This window comes from Paenibacillus sp. FSL R5-0887 (assembly GCF_038002305.1).
In the GTDB taxonomy this organism is placed as follows: domain Bacteria; phylum Bacillota; class Bacilli; order Paenibacillales; family Paenibacillaceae; genus Paenibacillus_AQ; species Paenibacillus_AQ odorifer.
Window position 1 is genome coordinate 175,819 of the sequence record NZ_JBBOCE010000002.1, and the last position, 20,333, is coordinate 196,151.

General features: G+C 45.4%; 12 protein-coding genes and 1 other annotated feature (1 of these 13 running past the window's edge). Of the genes, 5 read left to right on the forward strand and 7 right to left on the reverse strand.

Annotated features, from left to right (window positions below):
• Positions 1–176: a binding site (T-box leader), on the reverse strand (it extends 110 nt beyond the left edge of the window).
• Positions 177–441: 265 nt separating this feature from the next.
• The 5 genes from MKY14_RS18855 (at position 442) to MKY14_RS18875 (ending at position 8,344) form a co-directional block, all read left to right on the forward strand.
• The gene (locus MKY14_RS18855; RefSeq protein WP_340977100.1) at positions 442–3,003 is read left to right on the forward strand and encodes a hypothetical protein; all 2,562 of its coding nucleotides are present in this window, start codon (positions 442–444) and stop codon (positions 3,001–3,003) included.
• Between the two features lie 24 nt (positions 3,004–3,027).
• Positions 3,028–4,452 carry an efflux RND transporter periplasmic adaptor subunit gene (locus MKY14_RS18860; protein WP_340977101.1) on the forward strand — a complete coding sequence of 475 codons (1,425 nt, stop codon included), beginning with the start codon at positions 3,028–3,030 and terminating at the stop codon, positions 4,450–4,452.
• Entirely contained in the window at positions 4,449–5,147 is a 699-nt protein-coding gene (locus MKY14_RS18865; RefSeq protein ID WP_076126381.1) for an ABC transporter ATP-binding protein, read from the forward strand. The genes MKY14_RS18860 and MKY14_RS18865 overlap by 4 nt, the downstream gene beginning before the upstream one ends.
• On the forward strand, positions 5,144–6,316 hold the full coding sequence (locus MKY14_RS18870; protein WP_139330124.1) for an ABC transporter permease: 1,173 nt from the start codon (positions 5,144–5,146) through the stop codon (positions 6,314–6,316). Before MKY14_RS18865 ends, MKY14_RS18870 begins: the two co-directional genes overlap by 4 nt.
• Before the next feature lie 414 nt (positions 6,317–6,730).
• Positions 6,731–8,344 (forward strand): sensor domain-containing diguanylate cyclase, encoded by a 1,614-nt coding sequence (locus MKY14_RS18875; RefSeq protein WP_340977102.1) that lies wholly within the window; start codon positions 6,731–6,733, stop codon positions 8,342–8,344.
• A gap of 60 nt (positions 8,345–8,404) precedes the next feature.
• On the opposite strand, the gene pulA is transcribed toward MKY14_RS18875, so the two are convergent.
• The 7 genes from pulA to MKY14_RS18910 form a co-directional block, all read right to left on the reverse strand.
• Positions 8,405–10,792 (reverse strand): type I pullulanase, encoded by a 2,388-nt coding sequence (gene pulA, locus MKY14_RS18880; RefSeq protein ID WP_340977103.1) that lies wholly within the window; start codon positions 10,790–10,792, stop codon positions 8,405–8,407.
• A gap of 380 nt (positions 10,793–11,172) precedes the next feature.
• Positions 11,173–12,885: a phosphoenolpyruvate--protein phosphotransferase gene (gene ptsP / locus MKY14_RS18885; protein WP_076301365.1), complete on the reverse strand. Its 1,713-nt coding sequence runs from the start codon at positions 12,883–12,885 to the stop codon at positions 11,173–11,175.
• Positions 12,878–13,153: an HPr family phosphocarrier protein gene (locus MKY14_RS18890; protein ID WP_036683569.1), complete on the reverse strand. Its 276-nt coding sequence runs from the start codon at positions 13,151–13,153 to the stop codon at positions 12,878–12,880. Before MKY14_RS18890 ends, ptsP begins: the two co-directional genes overlap by 8 nt.
• A 98-nt stretch (positions 13,154–13,251) precedes the next feature.
• Positions 13,252–15,318, reverse strand: a complete 2,067-nt coding sequence (gene ptsG, locus MKY14_RS18895; RefSeq protein WP_340395241.1) for a glucose-specific PTS transporter subunit IIBC — start codon at positions 15,316–15,318, stop codon at positions 13,252–13,254.
• Positions 15,319–15,583: 265 nt separating this feature from the next.
• The gene (gene glcT / locus MKY14_RS18900) at positions 15,584–16,462 is read right to left on the reverse strand and encodes a glucose PTS transporter transcription antiterminator GlcT (RefSeq protein ID WP_076126370.1); all 879 of its coding nucleotides are present in this window, start codon (positions 16,460–16,462) and stop codon (positions 15,584–15,586) included.
• Between the two features lie 409 nt (positions 16,463–16,871).
• Entirely contained in the window at positions 16,872–18,473 is a 1,602-nt protein-coding gene (locus MKY14_RS18905) for a flotillin family protein (RefSeq protein ID WP_076192841.1), read from the reverse strand.
• Positions 18,473–19,009: a protease gene (locus MKY14_RS18910; RefSeq protein ID WP_076184696.1), complete on the reverse strand. Its 537-nt coding sequence runs from the start codon at positions 19,007–19,009 to the stop codon at positions 18,473–18,475. Before MKY14_RS18910 ends, MKY14_RS18905 begins: the two co-directional genes overlap by 1 nt.
• Positions 19,010–20,333: the final 1,324 nt, after the last annotated feature.

Here is a 20,333-nt window from a genome sequence, read left to right on the forward strand (position 1 = left end):
GAAATAACGGTCTGTGACCGGTATCCCCTACCCTTCCCTATTAGACAGCTTAAGGAATTCAGGGAACTGCTCCGGAGTGAACTTCGACAGCTCTGCTTCTTAGAAACGCTCTCAATCCGCGGCGTCTCCTCCCTGTAAGTCAGGCACTGTGTACTCTTCTCCATCACTGCATTTCACAATTCATGCTAATTGTCAGGTATCTCTTTACTACAAGAGATATGTCTCTTTATTATATGCAAAATCTGTCGTTTTGACAAGCTGGACAAAATTAGGCTAATTTTTATCTTCTTTTAAGCTGGCTTTAAGCTTCAGAGCCATTTTTCCAACTTTTTTTCAGCTAACATTCAGCGGGGCTTGATAATTTCCATTACTAGGAAGGCTTGCTTATCCACTCGGGTGCACCTTCGCAGACTATTAACTATCCTATTGGGAGGAAATCAAATGCATGTACGGAGAATAAAAGTAGCCGCGGTGCTGCTAAGCACAGCTGTACTTAGCCAGTTTGCAGCGTATGGAGCTCATACCGCTTGGGCCGGGACTACATCCACCAAAATAGCAACAACAGCTTCCGTATCCGCTCTGGATAAACTAGGCTCCATAGCCTTGAAGACTAACATCAGCGCAAAGCTGACGGATGTCAGCTTATTAACTCAGGATGGCGGAAATATTCTTACATACACACTCAGCTACTCTAATGGAAGCAACGCTAGCCTCAATCTGGTGGACTTTTTCTCCAAAGTAACTACTAGCGGCGGTACAGTTATTCAAGGAAGCCCTATTACCAGCAGTGCAACCATCAAATCCATTGCCGCGAAAAGCAGTCAATCTATCACCTACTATGTAAACATCGGCAAATCCACCTCTTTAAACGGGGTCAAAATTTCATTGTACGGATGGGACTTCAACACCACCGATTATCAAAAAAAGCTAGGGAACTTCACCGTACCCACAGGATATTCACAAGCTGTCGCCAGAGGGCAGAGTAAAAAGATCACCCTAAACAATCTCCCTGTAACCACCAAGGCAGAGAGCCTGCAAATTTATAAATATAACGGTAAGGTCTATGCCAAGGTTGGCGTTAGCTTCACTAATCAAGGAACCAAGGTACTCAGTGATACTGGACTTAAAGGATACCTCGCTTCCGCTGGAGGATCTGTATTTGAACTCGCACTTGATGACACCAGCACCAGCTATAAAGTACAGCCTCAGGAAAAGAAGACGATCTACTATTTGACGGAAATCCCTTCTTATATGAAGACAGACAACATGGCGCTGCAATTTGCCGGAGAAGATGCCTCATTAAAAATAGCGTTGCCGGTTGTCGCCTACAATCTCCCCGCTGCAACAACACCGGATCTTGTCGTAGCCAGCAATGTCACGAAGAAGCTTACAATCAGCAATAATACAGTCGAAACACAGTTGAAAACGGCTAACGTCTATGCTGACAATGGCAACGCAAAGTGGACACTACAGTTCCGCATCAAAAATAGCGGCAACAAAGCAGTGAATGTGCCTGCCTATGAACTTGCTATTAAAGCCGCTGAAGGGTATAGCTTTCCGGTAGATACGAAGGGTTTTGCCAGCCTAACATTGAAACCGCTTGAAGAAAAGATTATTGAACTCAGCGCAGATGTACCACTCACACTCAATCAAGGAACATTGCAGCTGCAAATGACTGAGCCGGCTGCTGAGGGCAAGATCATTTTTCCTACCGCCTATTATCAGATCCCTTACACGCTGCAAACTAACAATTGGCAGGACACGGAATACCCCATTGAGAACAGTCACGGTACATTTGTTGTCAAAATTGCAAACATTCAAAGACTCCCTTGGTCTGACAAAGACCAGATCGTGGCTAAAATCAACATCCGCAACACTAAATCAACCTCTGTTCAGCTTCCTGCGCTTACAAGTGTCGTCAAAGCTGGAGAAAGTGACATCAGCAGCACTTCCCAGGTTGTCTCAGAAAGTACGCAAACCATCCTCGGTCCAAATGAATCGGCTGCTGTGTATGTCGTAGCCAATGTTCCTTATAGCTATACTTTCAATCAATTAAAAATCACCCTGCAAGAAACTTCAGGTGAAAGTAAGCTTAACTTCCTTTCTCTAAGTACTACCCAACTGGACAGCCGGGTACAGAGTGTTGCAGCTGAAAATTCTTTCCATCTTGAGCTTGAAGGTAAAAAAGCGGAATTACTTGTACGCCGGACCCTCGTGTACCCAGGTACAGATTCAAATCTCTTGTACACAGAACTAGAAATGAACAGTGAGGAATCGCGTAAATCCGAACAGGCTCAACTCGTAGCCTATTACAAAACACAAGACAATCAATATTATGAAGCCGAAGTCACCCAGTCCAAAACCTCCACCAGTCCTAACGGAAAAAGTCTGGTCACACTCTGGAGTAAGCTCCCTCTAGGTATAGATCCAGCGAACCTTGTCCTTTATATCGGGGAGGGTGTTTCAGAAGGCAAGCTTACCGCTCCTGACGGCCAATCGACGGGTTACATCAATACGGTATCACTTGGACTGAACCAGCTGGGAGTGGAGCCCAAAGGCAATCTTTTGAACGTGGAAATGTTTCCTTATACCCTATCCGTTACAAATGCAGTCGCCACCGTCACCGCTGGTAAAGATACGCTCAGCACTGTCCTAACCTACAACATGTCAGCCAGCACGCTTTATGAATCAGGCACCTACGAGCACAAACTGGTGTTGGAGCTGATTGACCCCTTAGGACAAAGCATGGAAAAAACATTAACACTTGGCACAGATCTACAATTAGGTAACTTCAAGTCGTACACCACAACCTTCACAAGCAGCCTGTACAAAACACTGGGTGGCGGCGCAATCCGGTTGAATCTATACGACGAATTCCAAGGCCATCGAAATCTGCTGGGAACACAAACCTATGTCGTCACTTATCAGGGGGCATCAACGACTTCGAACAGCAACTCTACTTCTGGCACAGATCCAGACACCAGCAATACATCCGGCAATTAATATGATGAGCTAGGGAGGATAGAAATGAAGAAGAAAAAAATAGTGTTCTGGACTCTTGGAGTAGTAGTTGTAGCCACAGCAGGAATGCTGGTGTATACATTGTTACCTGATAAGAACAGTCAAGCCGCTGAAGTGCCTATTAATACAGCTACCGTTACAAAGGGCGATATCGTAGTTAGTGTATCCGGAGCCGGCTCCGTGATTGCTACAGAAACTGGTAAAGTAAAAACGAAGGACAGCGGGACCGCAGCTGAGGTTCTTGTCAAAGAGGGCGATCTCGTGAAAAAAGGCCAGACTTTGATTACCTTTGAAGGCAATGATCTGAGTGACAATCTCAAGCAGGAGCAAACTTCACTTGCCTCGCTTGAGACCGATCTTGAGGACAAGCAGGAGCAATATAAGAAGCTGGCCGTGGCAGGTGCATCAGAAGATGAGCTAGGCAATGCCAAACGTTCGATTGAAAAGGCCAAAACCGACATTTCGGCGCAACAGGAAAAAATAGCTTCTGTCCAAGAAGATATGCTTCCTCCTGATCCGTTAACGGCTCCTATTGATGGAACTGTAACGACAGTTAATATTGCAAGCGGCGAAAAAGCCATGGACGGCTCTGAACTCATCGACATTACCGATTATGCTAATTTAAGTGTAGTTGTGCAGGTGGATGAGCTTGATATTCCTACTGTAAAGCTAGGGATGCCTGCCACTATTTCATTGGATGCTCTGCCTGATACGGAATTCAAGGGAACGGTTACGAAAATAGCTAATGAGGGCACCGCCTCAAACGGTGTTTCCCTCTTCGATGTTACCATAGGTCTAACAAGCTCCGAAGGTGCTCTTGTTGGAATGTCTGCGGAAGTTTCAGTAACCACTGCTGAGAAAAAGGATGTATTAACAGTACCTATTGAAGCTGTACAAGAAAGAAACGGAAAATACACAGTTTCTATTCCTCTAGCAGCGGGTTCAGCCGCAACTTCCAAAACTGCTGGCGAGGGCCAAGTACCAATGCCTAGCGGTGCCCCTGACGCTCGCGGCGGCGCTATGCCCAGCGGGGCTCCTGACGCCCGCGACGGCGCTATGCCCAGCGGGGCTCCTGACGCTCGCGGCGGCGCTATGCCCAGCGGGGCTCCTGACGCTCGCAGCGGCGCTGCCGGTGGAAGAAATCGCGGCAATAGCTCAGGACAGATGGTCACTGTCGAAGTGGGTCTCCATGATGAGAGCAGCATTGAAATTGTCAGCGGACTCCATGAAGGGGACCAGGTGATCATCCCTACCGTAATCTCTACGAAAACCGGAACAACCAGCACGGAAACGGAAACTAGAGGTGGTATGGGCGGTATGGGTGGCGCTGGCTTCGGCGGCAGTGGCTTTAGTGGGGGTGGCGGCTTCACCGGAGGTGGCGCTGGTGGTATGGGCAGCGCACCAGGTGGTGGCGGAGGTGGCGGCAGATGAGTGCTTCAGCACCTCTGATCGAAGTTCACGACATGTCCCACGGCTACACAATGGCCGGAGAAACCATGACGGTCTTAAATAGCCTTTCCTTTACAATTGATCTGGGGGAGTTCGTAGCTATTATTGGTCCCTCCGGTTCTGGTAAATCAACACTCATGAATATGCTTGGTTGCCTCGATATCTCCGATGAAGGAAGTTATCTTCTAGATGGACAAGAGGTTCGCAAGTTATCCGACAATAAGCTCGCAACGATCCGCAATGAGAAGATCGGCTTTATCTTTCAAAATTTCAACCTGCTCCCCAAGCTGTCAGCCATTGAAAATGTGGAGCTGCCATTGATTTATCGTGGCCTCTCCCATCGGGAAAGAAGACAACTAGCACAGGAAGCACTCATTAAAGTAGGGCTGGAGGATCGGATGCATCACCGCCCTTCTGAGCTTTCGGGAGGACAGCAACAGCGGGTAGCGATTGCCCGGGCTATGGCGGGATCCCCCCCTATTCTACTTGCCGATGAACCAACCGGGGCACTGGATACACGGACGGGACAGGAAGTCATGCAAATGATACGTGAGTTAAATAAGCAAGGACATACCATCATCCTTATCACACATGATCTGGAAATAGCTAAACAAGCGGAGCGGATTATTCGTATTCAGGATGGCAACCTCGTGGAAGATCGGAGGAATGCGGGGTGAAATTGTACCAAAGCATGCGAATGGCCCTGAAGAGCATCAACAGCAGTAAGGTTAGAGCTTTTTTAACGATGCTTGGGATTATTATTGGAGTCTCTTCGGTCATCATTCTTGTTTCTGTTGGGCAAGGAACTACTTCACAGATCACAGAGCAGCTAAACGGACTAGGCACAAACCAACTCACTGTAAACATTACTGGCCGTGGGGCGACTACCTCTCTCACCTATGAGGAAGCCCTTGCTCTAGGGGATATAGAGGGTATAGCAAATGTAGCTCCTGTGATCAGCGGCAATGCTACAGCCAAGAACAAAACGGACAACGTTAGTGTAACTGTAGAAGGAATCACCCCCTCTTATGAGGAGGTTAAAGATTTTCATGTACAGGCGGGCCGCTTCTTACTTGATATTGATAACGAATACCGGCAAAAGGTAGCGTTGATCGGTTCAGGTACGGCCGAAGATTTATTCGGTACAGACAATCCTGTAGGGCAGAAGGTCCAGTTAAACGGAATTAGCTATAAAATCGTTGGGCTTTTAGAAACAAAAGGCTCCAGTCTAAGTGGTTCCAACGACGATATCATACTCATTCCTATAAGCACTGCAGAACGCCAATTAAAAAGTAAAGGCGTCCGTTCCATCACCATTAAGACAACTTCAGCAGATACTGTAGCAGCTGCAAAAGAAAAACTGGAAAGTACGCTTGATGCTAAATTCAATTATGCGGATAATGCTTTTAGTGTGTTTGATTCTCAGGAAATGCTGGAAACTGTCAATTCCACAACAGATACACTTTCCATGGCGCTTGCAGGCATAGCAGGCATCTCACTTTTTGTCGGCGGCATCGGAATCATGAACATCATGATCGTATCTGTCAATGAAAGAACACGTGAGATTGGTATCCGTAAAGCAATTGGTGCCAAAAAATTCGATATCCTCGCTCAATTCATGATTGAATCCATCGTGCTCAGCGGTTTGGGTGGGGTGCTTGGGGTCGGCATTGGTATCGCGGGCAGTTGGCTGCTGGGTAAATACTCTGCACTTACAGTTTCCATTGCTTGGGATATGGTACTGATTTCTTTTATTTTCTCCTTACTCATCGGCGTGATTTTTGGAATGATGCCTGCGAACAAAGCCGCACGACTTCGCCCCATTCACGCACTGCGTAACGAATAATGAATGATTAGCTGTCCTATAGTCATTAAGATGACTAAGGGCAGTTTTTTTTCAGCAGCTGTAAAAGGTATCATTTATGATCGAGTTGGGTAATAGGAACCATCGGTTTGAATATAGATAATTCAATAGGCCCATACACTAAACTTTAAATTTTGTCTTTTTGATTATTATCTGAGTAAAGATTGCTCTATAAGCAGCACGTCCTATATACTTGATATACTAGAAACTACCATTTACTCACACGTACACTTTCCTATGTTTTCCCACTATGTATACAACACCTCTTTTATCCCAAAAGCACCTTCAAACATCAGTGAATGTATTAAATTACGCCTGACCATAGATTGCGTTCTGCAGGTTCTACTTAAGCAGCAATAGATTTTCTTAATCATCTTATACAGGGAGAAGATGACTGTGGCAGGATTCTTTGAGTTCAAGGTAACACGCAAACTATTCTATATCTTCGCTGCAATCTCCGTCCTTCTGGTTGGGATCAGCGTCGCCTCGCTACTCTATTTAAATTACACGATTAATAGATTGTCAGATTCTCTTTATGATGATATATATCAGAACTCTAAGCTTATACTGAGCGCGGATCGTGATCTGCATCAAGCCGCTGTAGCCTTGCAAATCGCAATGGGTCCAAACCTAACAGCCGCAGAAGGTGAACAGTTCACTAAGGAGTTTATAGATAATAATCTTCAAGCGGAGGAACGAATAAGTGTAGCAAGATCAAATATCAACGCTATAAAAAACCCTTACAGTGATATGAAACAAAGTGGAATTATCCTTTCCGAATTAAAAAACGAGCTCAGCTCCTTCGAAACTACCATTATCAAATGGAAAAATTCAGGGTATAAGCTAATAACAGAACGGACGAAGAGCAGCTGGAACCCAGATTCATATTCTGCGCTCACCCTAAACTCGCAATTCAATGAAGCTAGGGCACATCTCGATCAAGCAGAGGACTTGATTGGCAACTACGCCTTGCAAGTAACGGATGGATTTGGAGATAAAAAAAGCGCTTTGTTCTCTCTTTATTCACTCCTCTTATTTGTGTTTCTCCTAGTTATTATTTACCTTGGACGCAAAATCATCTGGCTCCAGAATGAAATGCTGGAAGAACAAACACTTTATCAGCTTATCGGTGAAACCATGTCTGATTTCATTATTTTGACGGATCCCAACGGGTTGATTCTATATGCTTCCCCCTCACACTCCAGTATTCTAGGCTATGTGCCTAAAAAAGGAGATCCGTTATCCAACTACATACGTGAACCGGAAATTGCCTGGGCTAAATTAAAAAGTGTTGTTCAGGGAACTCCGCGCATTTCTGAACTGCGCATGCGCGGAGCAGAAGGCCAATGGGTATGGCTTGAAACTAAGGTGTCACCTGTTCTCGGCAGCCGTAAATTCCCAGCACAATTCATGCTGTTATCTCGGGAAATTACCCAGCGAAAACAATACGAAGAACGACTACATAAGCTAGCCTTCTATGACCATTTAACAGCGATTCCCAACAGGGCTCATTTCAAAATGTATATGGAGAACCTTATCACCCAACCCGAAGGACGGAGGCAAAATATTGCGCTTGCCCTGCTGGACTGTGATAGATTCAAGCAGCTAAATGATACCTTAGGCCATCTGGCTGGAGACGAATTTCTTCAGCTGCTCTCCCGTGAACTTCAGCATACGGTTAAAGGAATAGGTCAGGCCTTCCGGATCGGCGGAGATGAGTTCGCAGTTGTACTGCATCGATTCACTTCTCCAGAGATGCTTGATGAAACACTACAGCGGTTACTTAAACTGTTCAACAAGTCTTGGTCTGTTGATAACGGGTCCAGCTTCCATACCTCCGCGAGTATCGGAGTCGCTTTATTTCCTGAACACGGAAGCAGTATTAATGAACTGCTGCGTGCCGCCGATTTGGCGATGTATCGCTCCAAAGACTATGGTGGCAATAAAGCCAATCTCTACTACGAGCTTGTGGACGAAGGGTTAGCTAACCAGACCATTGTAAAACCATAAGAGCAAATAAAAAGCTGTCTCAGGAAAAATCAACCCTGAAACAGCTTTTTTGTATGGCCTCTAACTGCTTAACCGAAGATGATCTTCTGAAATTTCGTCAATCTCCTGATCACGATCCCGAACTAAGACCTTGGTTAACTCTCCATTCGTAGAACAATCAATGAAACGGTCTCCGTCCCCATCTTTTTCTTCCCAATCATTAAGCCGCAAAATATATCCGATAGTTTGGGTATCTGGCAGCACTTCGATGCGGGCTACTGCACGCCCGTTCTCCATATAACGGAAATCGCATTGTCCATCCTGGATTCCTGTATCCCAAACCCAAAGATTCCAGCCTTGGTAATTCTGATCTGGGCGTTCATAGTGTATTTCGATAATTTTAGAGCGTGGGGCTGGCTCACCACATTCATCATAAAGGACCATCATCGACAACCCTTCCACCTCTACCTCATTGCCTTCGATTCTGCGGATGGCTTCTATCCCGGCACGGGTATGGTCTACTACTACGTTCCAACTATCAGCAACCTCAGGAAGTGATACCGACATCCGGTCATTATTAGCATTGAAGACAACGGTAATATTGTTCCAGAGATCACCTCCTGCATGGCTTCTAAGCAGATACGATACTATTCCGCCATCACAACGCAGAAATTCTAAGGAGCGTTCAATTTCCTGGCGGCCATGCAGACGAAATGCCGGATGTGTACGCCGCAGCTCGATCAGGCCTTTATAATATTGAAATACGGGCTTAAATGCACTTTTCATATTCCAGCGGATCGAGTTGACCGCATCACCGCTGCGGTAGCTGTTATGATCTCCAAATTTACTGCGCAGGAGCTCATCTCCAGCATGCAGGAAAGGAATCCCCTGCGAGGTCAGAATAATTCCGTTAGCAAGCAAGGATCGACGTATAGTTTCATTACCGAGAATATTCTCCTGATCTACATTCACGTATGGATTGGCAAGGGCCACTGCCTCTTCCAGATCTTCGTTATCCATGTTAGCGATTACCGGAAAATCAGCTTCCTGACTCCCTCCTTGAACGATAAGCATCTTATCCCATAAATTCAAATTATCATGGGCAGTTACATAGTTCACCGATTCCACAGGCGAGTCCGTAAACTCATGAATTGCTCCTTTAATTCCGGCTGCAATAGCACCTTCTTTGCCGTATTCGCCTGTCACGAACCCTCTTCCGAAGCCATCACTATCCCCTTTGATCGCTGAACGGAAGTTATCGTTGAAGACAGCATAGCCCTTGCCCCGCTGTACACCTTTTAGCGTTTTAGTGGCCAGCGGAGAATCTCCACCCGTCCAAGGTTCACCGTAAAGCAACAGATTCGGATTCACTTCTAGCCGAAGCTCTTCGGTAATCTCCCGCATGGTAACACTGTCCATCAGTCCCATTAGATCAAACCGGAAACCATCCATATGATATTCCGAAGCCCAATAGGATAAGGAGTCCTTAATAAATTTACGGACCATCGGACGTTCTGTAGCCAGCTCATTGCCAACCCCGGAGCCATTCGACAAACGTCCCGTAAAATCGCGGCGGTAGAAATAATCTGGGACAAGCGGCTCAAAGGGGCCATTCTCCACAGCATACGTATGGTTGTAAACGACATCCATAATTACCGCGATCCCGCGGCTGTGTAAGGCCTGCACCATCTCTTTAAATTCACGAATCCGCAAGCCAGGATTGGCAGGATCGGTGCTGTAAGATCCTTCAGGTACATTATAATGCTGGGGATCATACCCCCAATTGTAGTCCACATTAGTTATGGAGGAACCCCGATTGACCACCTTCAGCTCATCCACGGTCTGAAAATCAAATACCGGCATCAGATGTACATGGGTAATCCCTAATTCAGACAGATGATCAATCCCCACTGTATTTCCTGCCGAATCCTTTAATCCAAATTCGGTAAATGCTTTGAATTTACCCTTATAATGCATACCTGAGCTCTCATGTGAGGAGAAGTCACGAACATGCAGTTCATAAATCACTGCGTCGGCAGGATGCTGTAACGGAGGCGCTACATCCTGATCCCAATGTTCTGGATTCGTATCCTGCAAATTAACGATTGCTGATCTTAAACCATTTGCAGATACGGCTCTTGCATAAGGATCTACTGCTTCCGTCACATTGCCATCTGCAAAAACAGCACGGTACATATAATATTTCCCTTTTAGATCACCTGATAACTTGGTCTGCCAGACTCCACCATTACTACGCTGCATATATACAATACGACCATTGTCCATAGCACTCTTAGGTGACTCAGTATTCAGTTGATGCCCACCTGTTTCGTACAGTACAAGGGACACAGCAAGTGCCGTAGGTGCCCAGACTTTAAATACACTGTACTCCGTTGAATACGTCAAGCCTAAATCCTTGCCCTCGTAGACTTCCATCATCAATTCTGCATTTATATAATTTTTACTCATGAATTAACACCATCCTATGGCTCCCCACCTAACCTGTGGGGTTGCTTATAAGTCCATATATTACCAATTCATTTCATATTAATACTTGCACAGCGCTGCAAGTCGGCAAATGGAGTATAAACTTTCTATGGATCCTTACTATTATATGTACGACATATTTATAGGTTTGGGTTCCTTATCGACTTTATGCTCATTACTAATACTATCGGTATAGACATCTGCGCAATAAAGAAAATAAACAGTGAACAGTAAATGAGGTCGAATTACAGAAAATTATAGGTTAAAAAACATAAAAAAGCCGACCTCCAGCCATCGGAAGTCGGCAATAGTAGTTGGAAAAACAGTAGAACGCTAAAACGGATTAATGCATGCGTAAAAAGTTACTTAGCGATACTTTGAACAAGCGCAGCGACTTCTTCAGCCGTGCCAAGCTGCAACGCTTTTGCAGCCAAATCCTTCATGTCGGCAGCCGACAATTTAGAAATTTGACTACGCGCTGGCAAAATGGAAGTTGCACTCATGCTGAATTCGTCGAGACCAAGACCCAGTAGCAGCGGAATAGCTGTTGCGTCACCAGCCATTTCACCACACATCCCCGTCCATTTACCTTCTGCATGCGCTGCATCAATTACATTTTTGACCAAACGCAGGATGGCTGGATTGTAAGGCTGATACAGGTAAGATACCTGTTCATTCATACGGTCCGCAGCCATTGTATATTGAATAAGATCATTCGTACCGATACTGAAGAAATCAACTTCCTTAGCAAACTGGTCAGCCAGTACAGCAGTTGATGGAATCTCAACCATTATGCCAAGCTGAATGTTGTCTGATACTTCCTTACCTTCTTCCCGAAGCTTAGCTTTTTCTTCGAGCAAAAGATCACGCGCAGCACGGAATTCACCAAGCGTAGCTATCATAGGGAACATAATGCGAAGATCCCCGTGAACACTCGCTCTTAGTAATGCGCGTAATTGAGTACGGAAAATATCCTGACGATCCAGGCATAGGCGGATCGCACGGAAACCAAGGAAAGGATTCATTTCCTTCGGAAGGTCAAGATAAGGCAGCTCTTTATCGCCACCGATATCCAGGGTACGTACGACTACCGGCTTACCCTTCATGTTCTCAAGTACAGTACGGTAGGCGTTATATTGAATTTCCTCAGAAGGCAGCTTATCGCGACCCATGTAAAGGAACTCAGTGCGGTACAGACCTACACCTTCGCCACCATTCTCAATGACACCATTCACATCATTTGGTGTACCAATATTGGCAGCTAGTTCAACATGTTTACCGTCTGCTGATACTGTAGGTTCGTCGCGAAGTTTCTTCCATTCTGCGATTTGCAAGTCGTAAGCTTCCTGCTTGCGAGTGTACTCTGCCACTTCAGCTTCGCTAGGATTGATCAGAACGTCTCCGTTCAGACCATCGACAATCACCAAATCGCCAGAATTCACTTCTGACAGAACCGTTTTAGTTCCAACAACCGCTGGAATTTCCAAAGAACGGGCCATAATTGCAGAGTGAGAAGTCCGTCCACCAATGTTCGTTGTGAAGCCTTTAACGAACTTACGATTAAGCTGTGCTGTATCCGATGGTGTTAGATCTTGAGCAATCACGATTACTTCTTCACTGATTTCTGCAGGACTTACATAATGAATGCCCAGCAGGTGGTTCAGCAAGCGCTTGGTAACATCACGCATATCAGCTGCACGTTCCTGCAGATAGGCACTCTTCATATTTTCGAACATCTCAATGAATTGCGTAGCCACTTCGTTTAGCGCATAGTCCGCGTTAACCGATTCCTCACGGATTTTATCAATTACAGGATTGATCAGCTCTGGGTCTTCAAGAATAAGCAGATGTGATTCGAAAATCTCAGCCTTCTTCTCCCCCAGCTCTGCCAAAGTACGCTCTTTAATCGTTTGCAGCTCCACTCTTGATTTGGCGAGTGCATCATTCAACTTAGCGACTTCTGCTTCAGTATCACTGATACTTGTCTTCGTAATCGTATAATCCGGATGTTTCAGGATAAAAGCACGGGCTACTGCAATCCCTGCTGAAGCCGCGATTCCTGAAATCTTATTCATGGATTTCCCCTAGCCCTTCTTTAATCATTACTTCTTGAAGAGCATTCAAAGCTTCTGCTTCTTCGCTTCCTTCAGTAATCAAAGACAAAGTATCTCCAGCTTCAAGACCCAATGACAATACGCCAAGAATGGATTTCAAAGTTACTTTTTTACCTTTAGCTTCTGCAAATGCTTCTGTACCTTTGAATTTTGTTGCTGTATTAACCAAGGCAGTTGCTGGACGTGCGTGAATTCCATCTTCATCGACAATTCTGAATGTTTTTTGCATAATATTATCCAACTCGCTTTCTGTTATTAGAGTATTTTAAATTTATAGTGAAAGCTTCGCTTCCTTGTATGAACAAGGAAGCATCGGCCCTTGCACTTTTACTGAATCGTAATGATGTCTTGGTCTCCTATAGAAACCTTACCCGGCTTCTTCAATGTTACAGAAGAGCCTTCTGGTAAATTCGAGAAAATAACAGGTGAGATTACAGAAGGTGCATGTGCTTTTACATACTCTAAATCCACTTCCATAATCGGTTGCCCAGCCGCTACAAGATCGCCTTCTTCAACTAATACCGTGAAGCCTTGACCTTTAAGCTTAACCGTATTAACCCCAATATGAACGAGCACTTCCTTGCCTCCGTCAGACATAATACCGATGGCATGTTTGCTCGGGAACACGTTAAATACCTTACCGTAAACCGGTGAAGCAATCTTCCCATCTTCGGATAGGAACGCGAAGCCGTCGCCCGTCATTTTTTGGGAGAATACTGGATCTGGTACCTCTGTGATATCCAACAATTCACCGTTTACTGGAGATACGATATCTTCCTTGATAATCGCTTCACCAGCTTCACCTGCCTGTTGTTCTTCTTCTGGCTCTGGAGTAACCACTACTGGAGCTGCTGAAGCCGCAGGTGTCTTTCCGTTAATCACATCTTGAATCTGCGATTTAATCGTATCTGAACGTGTGCCAAAAATCGCTTGAACGTTATTACCCACTTCCAGCACACCTGATGCACCAAGTTTCTTAAGACGGTTCTTGTCTACGCCTGCCTTATCTTTAACTTCAACACGAAGGCGGGTAATACAAGCATCTAGATGAGTGATGTTTTCTTTACCACCTAGAGCGGACAAAATGTTCCGCGGTAGATCATCACCGGCTCTGGAGACAGACTCCGTATTCACTTCTTCTTCATTCGTATCTTCTTCACGACCCGGTGTCATAAGATTGAATTTCCGAATTACAAACCGGAAGCCGAAGTAATAAATTAAGGCAAGGGCTAGACCTACCGGAATGACCAGCCACCAAGCTGTACGGTTCGGGATAATACCGAAGAGCACAAAATCGATAAAACCACCCGAGAATGTCATGCCGATTTTAACATCAAGAATATGCATAGTCATAAAGGACAGACCTGCAAACACAGCATGTACAGCGAACAGCAATGGAGCCACGAATAGGAACGAGAATTCGAGCGGCTCAGTAATCCCTGTCAAGAACGATGTCAATGCCGCGGAAATCATCAAACTTCCGACGATCTTTTTATTCTGAGGTTTAGCTTCATGATAGATAGCCAAAGCCGCTGCTGGAAGACCAAACATCATGAATGGATATTTACCCGTAGTAAATGTCCCTGCTGTGAAGTCTACTCCATCGCGAAGCTGCTGCATGAAGATCCGTTGGTCACCACGTACCAATTCTCCAGCTTTATCAACGTAGGTACCAAATTCATACCAGAATGGAGAGTAGAAAATGTGATGCAGTCCAAAAGGAATGAGCGAACGTTCGATCGTTCCGAAGATAAACGCTGCAAGCGTTTTGTTCGTATCAATCATACTTTGTGACACATAGTTCAGACCATGTTGAATAGGTGGCCATACTATTGTCAGTAACAAGCCCAAGATTAGAGCTGTTACCGCCGTCATGATCGGTACGAAACGTTTACCTGCGAAGAAACCCAGGTAAGAAGGAAGCTCAATTTTGAAGAATCGCTTGTACATGGCCGAAGCCAATATACCGACGAGTATACCTCCAAACACCCCTGTTTGCAGTGTTGGAATCCCTAATACGCTGGCATACGAGAAGTCGCCTTGGCTCAGGACGTAATCATTAACGCCAATAACTGTACCCATCGTAATGTTCATTACGAGGAAACCGATAATGGCAGCTAGACCCGCAACACCTTCACCGCCGGCTAAACCTATCGCAACCCCCACCGCGAAGAGTAAGGCTAGATTATCAAATACAATTTGTCCTGAGTTCATCAATACGTTGGCAACAGCCTGAACAACATGGTTCTCCAGTGCTGGAACATATTGCAGGAAGTCTGGGTTTACCAGCATGTTTCCTATTCCAAGAAGCAAACCTGCCGCAGGCAGAATAGCTACTGGAAGCATCAGAGCTTTACCAACTCTTTGTAAAACACCAAACAACTTTTTAAACATTTAGGTTACTCCTTTCATTAATTTCACTAAAACAGATGCCAAAAAAGGCATGAGCAACACAGTATAGGAGTTGTAATCTAACGCTATCGTTAGATTGCCCCAAGAAGGGGGTTAACAACCAAAATACTGTAATTCACTCATGCCTGATCGAATCAGTTACACGCTCGATATTCTGTTTTGTTGATGACAGTGAACATTGTAGCATCGTTTTTTTTAAGTGGCAAGCGTTTTTTTTGAAACCATGATTTGTTACAACTTTTGCACTTTAAGGAGCTTCACCATTCTTGTCCATATCTTGTTCGTCCACTTTTTTCTGAGCAATACGCTGCAGGTGAATCGTCAAATAACTTACCTCAGCTTGATACACGGGAATTCGCACACGCTGTTCGATAATTTTTGTTAATTTCCAAGCCAACGAATACATCTCAGGATACTCCCGTTTCATGAGTCCATCCAGGGTTGAGGTCTCTTGTACCGCCTCTCCACGGCGTAATCTTTCTAGAACGAATCGCAGATGGGTTACCAGTCTTGAGTAATCAAGTGAATCACGTGGGATTCGATAGTCCAGATAATTCTCGACTAACCCAACCAGCTCTCCAATCAAGAGAGAATGTTGTCTAACCTCGGAAATTTGCCTATTACTAAGTGCGCTGACAATATGAAGAGCCACAAAACCTATCTCATCCACCGGCAATTCCACGCCCATAGCCTCATTAATCCTTCCAATCGCATATTCTGCCATCTTATATTCCTCAGGATAAATCTCCTTAGTTTCATACAAAAATGGATTATGAATTGGGATATCTTGTTCGAAACGACGGATAGCAAAAGAAATATGGTCGGTAAGTGCAATGTGAATATGCTCATTAAGCGGCTGACGGCTACAATGCATAATATGTAATACTATTTCTTGAACGACCTCAATCAACTTCTCATCCACTTGGGGAAGAAGCTGTTTATATTGTTCCTGTTCCTCCTGGCTGCGAAGAATAAACATCTTCTCCACGGAGGATAGATTAATCTGATCCCGCAGCTTGCGGTTAAACCCTATCCCTTTACCGATAACTACAACCTCGGAATATTGAGGATGCTGGGCAATGATAACGTTGTTATTCAACACCTTCGCCACTGTTATGCTACTCATTTTTGACACCTCTTTTATTTCTAAACACCTAACTTCCAGCAGCATACGCAATAAGAAATCGTACGATGAATACAAGCTTTGCTACCATCATAACACCAAGAATTGCATATTAGAAGAACACTCTGTGTCCTTACTAAGCTAGTAGATCGAGTGAACAGCCTTAAAGGCTTTTATTTTACCTGAAAAAATCTTTAAACACCAGTGAAAGCGTCGATGTCTATATATACAATAATTCCCACGGGATGCCGATAAGCTATAAGCTTCATCAAAAATCACCTGTAAACGCATGAGCTTTTTATCATGTTGTCTAATTTAGATCAAAACAGATCAAAACATAAAGATTAAGGTATGACCAGCAGCTTTGCCAGTCATACCTTAAGTAAATTAAATCAATATAAATTGCATTAAACTATTTTTCCTTTTGTTCAGGCACAGAAGTTAAAGTCTCGCTGGCTGTACTAGATGTTACTGATGGCTGAATATAAGTTGCAGGTGTAGCTGGTGCAACAGGTGCGACTTGTGCGACTGGTGTAACTGATGCTCCTTTGCTTCCGGAAGCTTTAGAGGTCAACCCCTTGATCAGTGCCTCTACATCAATCCCTGAGACGCTCTTCAACATCTCTGGAGCGGTGGACATTAGCTGAGTCACATAATTGCTGACCCGGGCTGCACCTTCCCCGTTACCGGTATCTACAACGGTAAGTTTATCAATAGATGCCAGCGGCTTCGCAATTTGGCCAGCCAAATCAGGCAGCATTTTGACGATGATATCGAGCACCGCTGCTTCGCCGAATTTCTGGAAAGCTTCCGCCAGTTTCTCTTTGGCTTCTGCTTCCGCTAGACCACGCAACCGGATAACCTCAGCATCCGCTGTACCTTTAGCCAGCTCTGCATCCGCCATCGCTTGACCTTCAAGACGCTTCTGCTCAGATGTCGCTTTAGCTTGCGTTTCAATACTATATTGCAAGGCATCTGCCTCACGCATTCTCTTCGCCTTATCGGCTTCCGCCGCTTGCTCTACTGCATAACGATCCGCTTCTGCTTTTTTCTTCACTTCAGCATCATACTGCTTCTCGCGAACTTGAATTTCTTTGGCTTGCAAATCGATTTCACGTTCCTTACGTACCAGCTCAACCTTCATCTGTTCTTCAACAACGGTCTGCTTTGCACGTGCCTCTTGAATATGATAAGCCTGATCGGCTTCCGCTTTCGCTGTATCCTGATCCCGTTTAAACGCAGCCACCTTAAGCTGGTTTTCCTTGGAGGCTTCGGCAATATTCGTATCCCGCAGCAGCTCAGCTTTTTGCCCTTGCTCTTCTGCGTTTGCCTTTTGAATTCTCGCATCCCGCACTGCTTCTGCTTCAGCGATCTCTGCATCCCGCTTCACAGCAGCTATCCGCGGTTTACCCAGTGCCTCTAGATATCCATGTTTGTCTCGCACATCCTTGATGGTAAAGGAAACAATTTGCAGACCCATTTTCTTAAGATCACGCGCCGCCACGCCTTGAACCTCTTGCGCAAAGCGGTCACGGTTACGATATACTTCCTCAACGGTCATCGAACCGAGAATGGCCCGCAGATGACCTTCAAGAACTTCTTGTGCTTCGCTCTTCAGTGCTTCAATCGGTTTGCCCATAAATTGCTCAGCAGCTGTCGCCACATCTTCCGTTGAGCTACCCACTTTAATGATCGCCACACCGTCGGCAATAACCGGAACCCCTTGTTCGGTGTATACCTCCGGGGTCGTCACATCGAGTTTATGAGAAAGAAGCGACATAAATTCAGCCTTCTGGAAGACTGGGAGTATAAAGGCCCCGCCCCCGCGTACAATCTTTATTTTACGACCAGAACCATCGTCTGAAATATGATTTTTCCCTAAGAACGACCCCGTTACGATCATCCCTTCATCGGGTCCAACCGTTTTGTAACGTGCCCAGAATGCGATACCTAGCACAAACAAAACAGCAACGACAACTGCAGGGACTAACAAATACTCAGGAATACCGAACATTAAAGATCCACTCCTCTTCTCTTTTCGAATTCTGACACCAATGCAACGCCTTCTCTAACCTCCACTACAACAACTTTAATCCCTGCCGGAAGCAGCTCATGATCAAAGCTTGCTGCCGTATGCAGGCTATTGCCGGCGCCAAACTTTACCATAATCTCACCATAACCAGTGGCGGGAACAGGAATTGTGATTTCCCCGATCTTGCCTGGCAGATCACTCATTGAGAAACCATTGGACATTTCGCTTTTTTCCATGGGCTTAACCACCCCTAGATACATAAGTACTCCCAAAAAAGCGGCGGCTAACAAAGACAAAGCAATGATCGCCCCAGCTTCCAGAGCGCTGTACCGGGTTAGAAGAATGCCCGCTCCGCCGAACACGGTTATTCCTCCTGCCAGTACGGTGGGATTCAGAAAATCTACGGATACGAAATCAAAGACCCCATGCAAGGCATCTCCGATCAGATCTCCCACCAGGACGCTGACTATGGCAAATATGACGCCTAGCGCCAAGCAGCCTAAATACAGCGTTTGCATTTTTATTTCCTCCTGTCTTCAATCAGGACTGTCATATTACATTAAACGTACAAAGTAGGTCCTTGGTTTCACAATCTTTGGATATTCACCCAAATAAGTTCCATTCAGAGGATAAGCATGCTCACATTGGCACTATTTTATTACATGTGCTGGGGCTGTCCTAAAGGCCGTTCAATAGTTGCTGAGGCGCTGATTTTTGTTGGTAACACTCTCGCGCGTATGAAGAGGCTATGTTGCTTTCGCGCCTCGGCACCTCGTCCTATCGGACTCAGCAGTCCCTATTCGCCGATTTTTCCGACATTTGGTATGCTATCGGACCGCATAGTCCCTATTCGCATGAAAATCAGCAAATATAAGACCATTTCGAAGCAATAGTGTCTCTGGTGTCCGAAAGTTTGCTCAAAAAGCTGAAAATCCGCAAATAACGTCAGCTGGGTCCGTAGGGTAGGCGTGTATTGGTAGAGGAATCGGTTGTGAGGGGGGATTACAAACACTAGTTGGTTAGGTAACACTCTCACGCGTATGAAGAGGCTATGCTGCTTTCGCCTCGGCCTATCGGACTCAGCAGACCCTATTTGACGATTTATCCGACATTTGGTATGCTATCGGACCGCATAGCCCCTATTGGCATAAAAACCAGCAAATATAAGACCATTTCGAAGCAATAGTGTCTCTGGTGTCCGAAAACTTGCTCAAAAGGCTGAAAATTCGCATATAGCATCAGCTGGGTCCGTAGGGTACGCGTGTATTGGTAGAGGAATCAGTCGTGAGGGGATCTTACAAACCCTAGTTGGTTAGGTAACACTCTCGCGCATAAGAGGCTATGCTGCTTTCGCACCTCGGCGCCTCAGCACCTCGGCCCATCGGACTCAGCAGACCCTATTCGCCGATTTATCCGACATTGGGTATGCTATCGGACCGCATAGTCCCTATTGGCATGAAAAACAACAAATATGAGGCTATTTCGAAGCAATAGTGTCTCTGGTGTCCGAAAACTTGCTCAAAAGGCTGAAAATTCGCATATAACGTCAGCTGGGTCCGTAGGGTAGGCGTATATTTGTAGAGGAATCAGTCGTGAGGGGATCTTACAAACCCTAGTTGGTTGGGTAACACTCTCGCGCGTATGAAGAGGCTATGCTGCTTACGCACCTCGGCCCATCGGACTCAGCAGACCCTATTCGCCGATTTTTCCCACATTTGGTATGCTATCGGACCGCATAGCCCCTATTGGCATGAAAAACAGCAAATATAAGACCATTTCGAAGCAATAGTGTCTCTGGTGTCCGAAAACTTGCTCAAAAGGCTGAAAATTCGCAAATAACGT

Bases quoted from the DNA above. Each gene is read 5' to 3' on its own strand.
- pulA (WP_340977103.1), bottom strand. From the start codon at position 10,792: ATGAGTAAAAATTATATAAATGCAGAATTGATGATGGAAGTCTACGAG.
- glcT (WP_076126370.1), bottom strand. From the start codon at position 16,462: ATGAGTAGCATAACAGTGGCGAAGGTGTTGAATAACAACGTTATCATT.
- MKY14_RS18855 (WP_340977100.1), top strand. From the start codon at position 442: ATGCATGTACGGAGAATAAAAGTAGCCGCGGTGCTGCTAAGCACAGCT.
- MKY14_RS18905 (WP_076192841.1), bottom strand. From the start codon at position 18,473: ATGTTCGGTATTCCTGAGTATTTGTTAGTCCCTGCAGTTGTCGTTGCT.
- MKY14_RS18860 (WP_340977101.1), top strand. From the start codon at position 3,028: ATGAAGAAGAAAAAAATAGTGTTCTGGACTCTTGGAGTAGTAGTTGTA.
- MKY14_RS18890 (WP_036683569.1), bottom strand. From the start codon at position 13,153: ATGCAAAAAACATTCAGAATTGTCGATGAAGATGGAATTCACGCACGT.
- MKY14_RS18910 (WP_076184696.1), bottom strand. From the start codon at position 19,009: ATGCAAACGCTGTATTTAGGCTGCTTGGCGCTAGGCGTCATATTTGCC.
- ptsG (WP_340395241.1), bottom strand. From the start codon at position 15,318: ATGTTTAAAAAGTTGTTTGGTGTTTTACAAAGAGTTGGTAAAGCTCTG.
- ptsP (WP_076301365.1), bottom strand. From the start codon at position 12,885: ATGAATAAGATTTCAGGAATCGCGGCTTCAGCAGGGATTGCAGTAGCC.
- MKY14_RS18865 (WP_076126381.1), top strand. From the start codon at position 4,449: ATGAGTGCTTCAGCACCTCTGATCGAAGTTCACGACATGTCCCACGGC.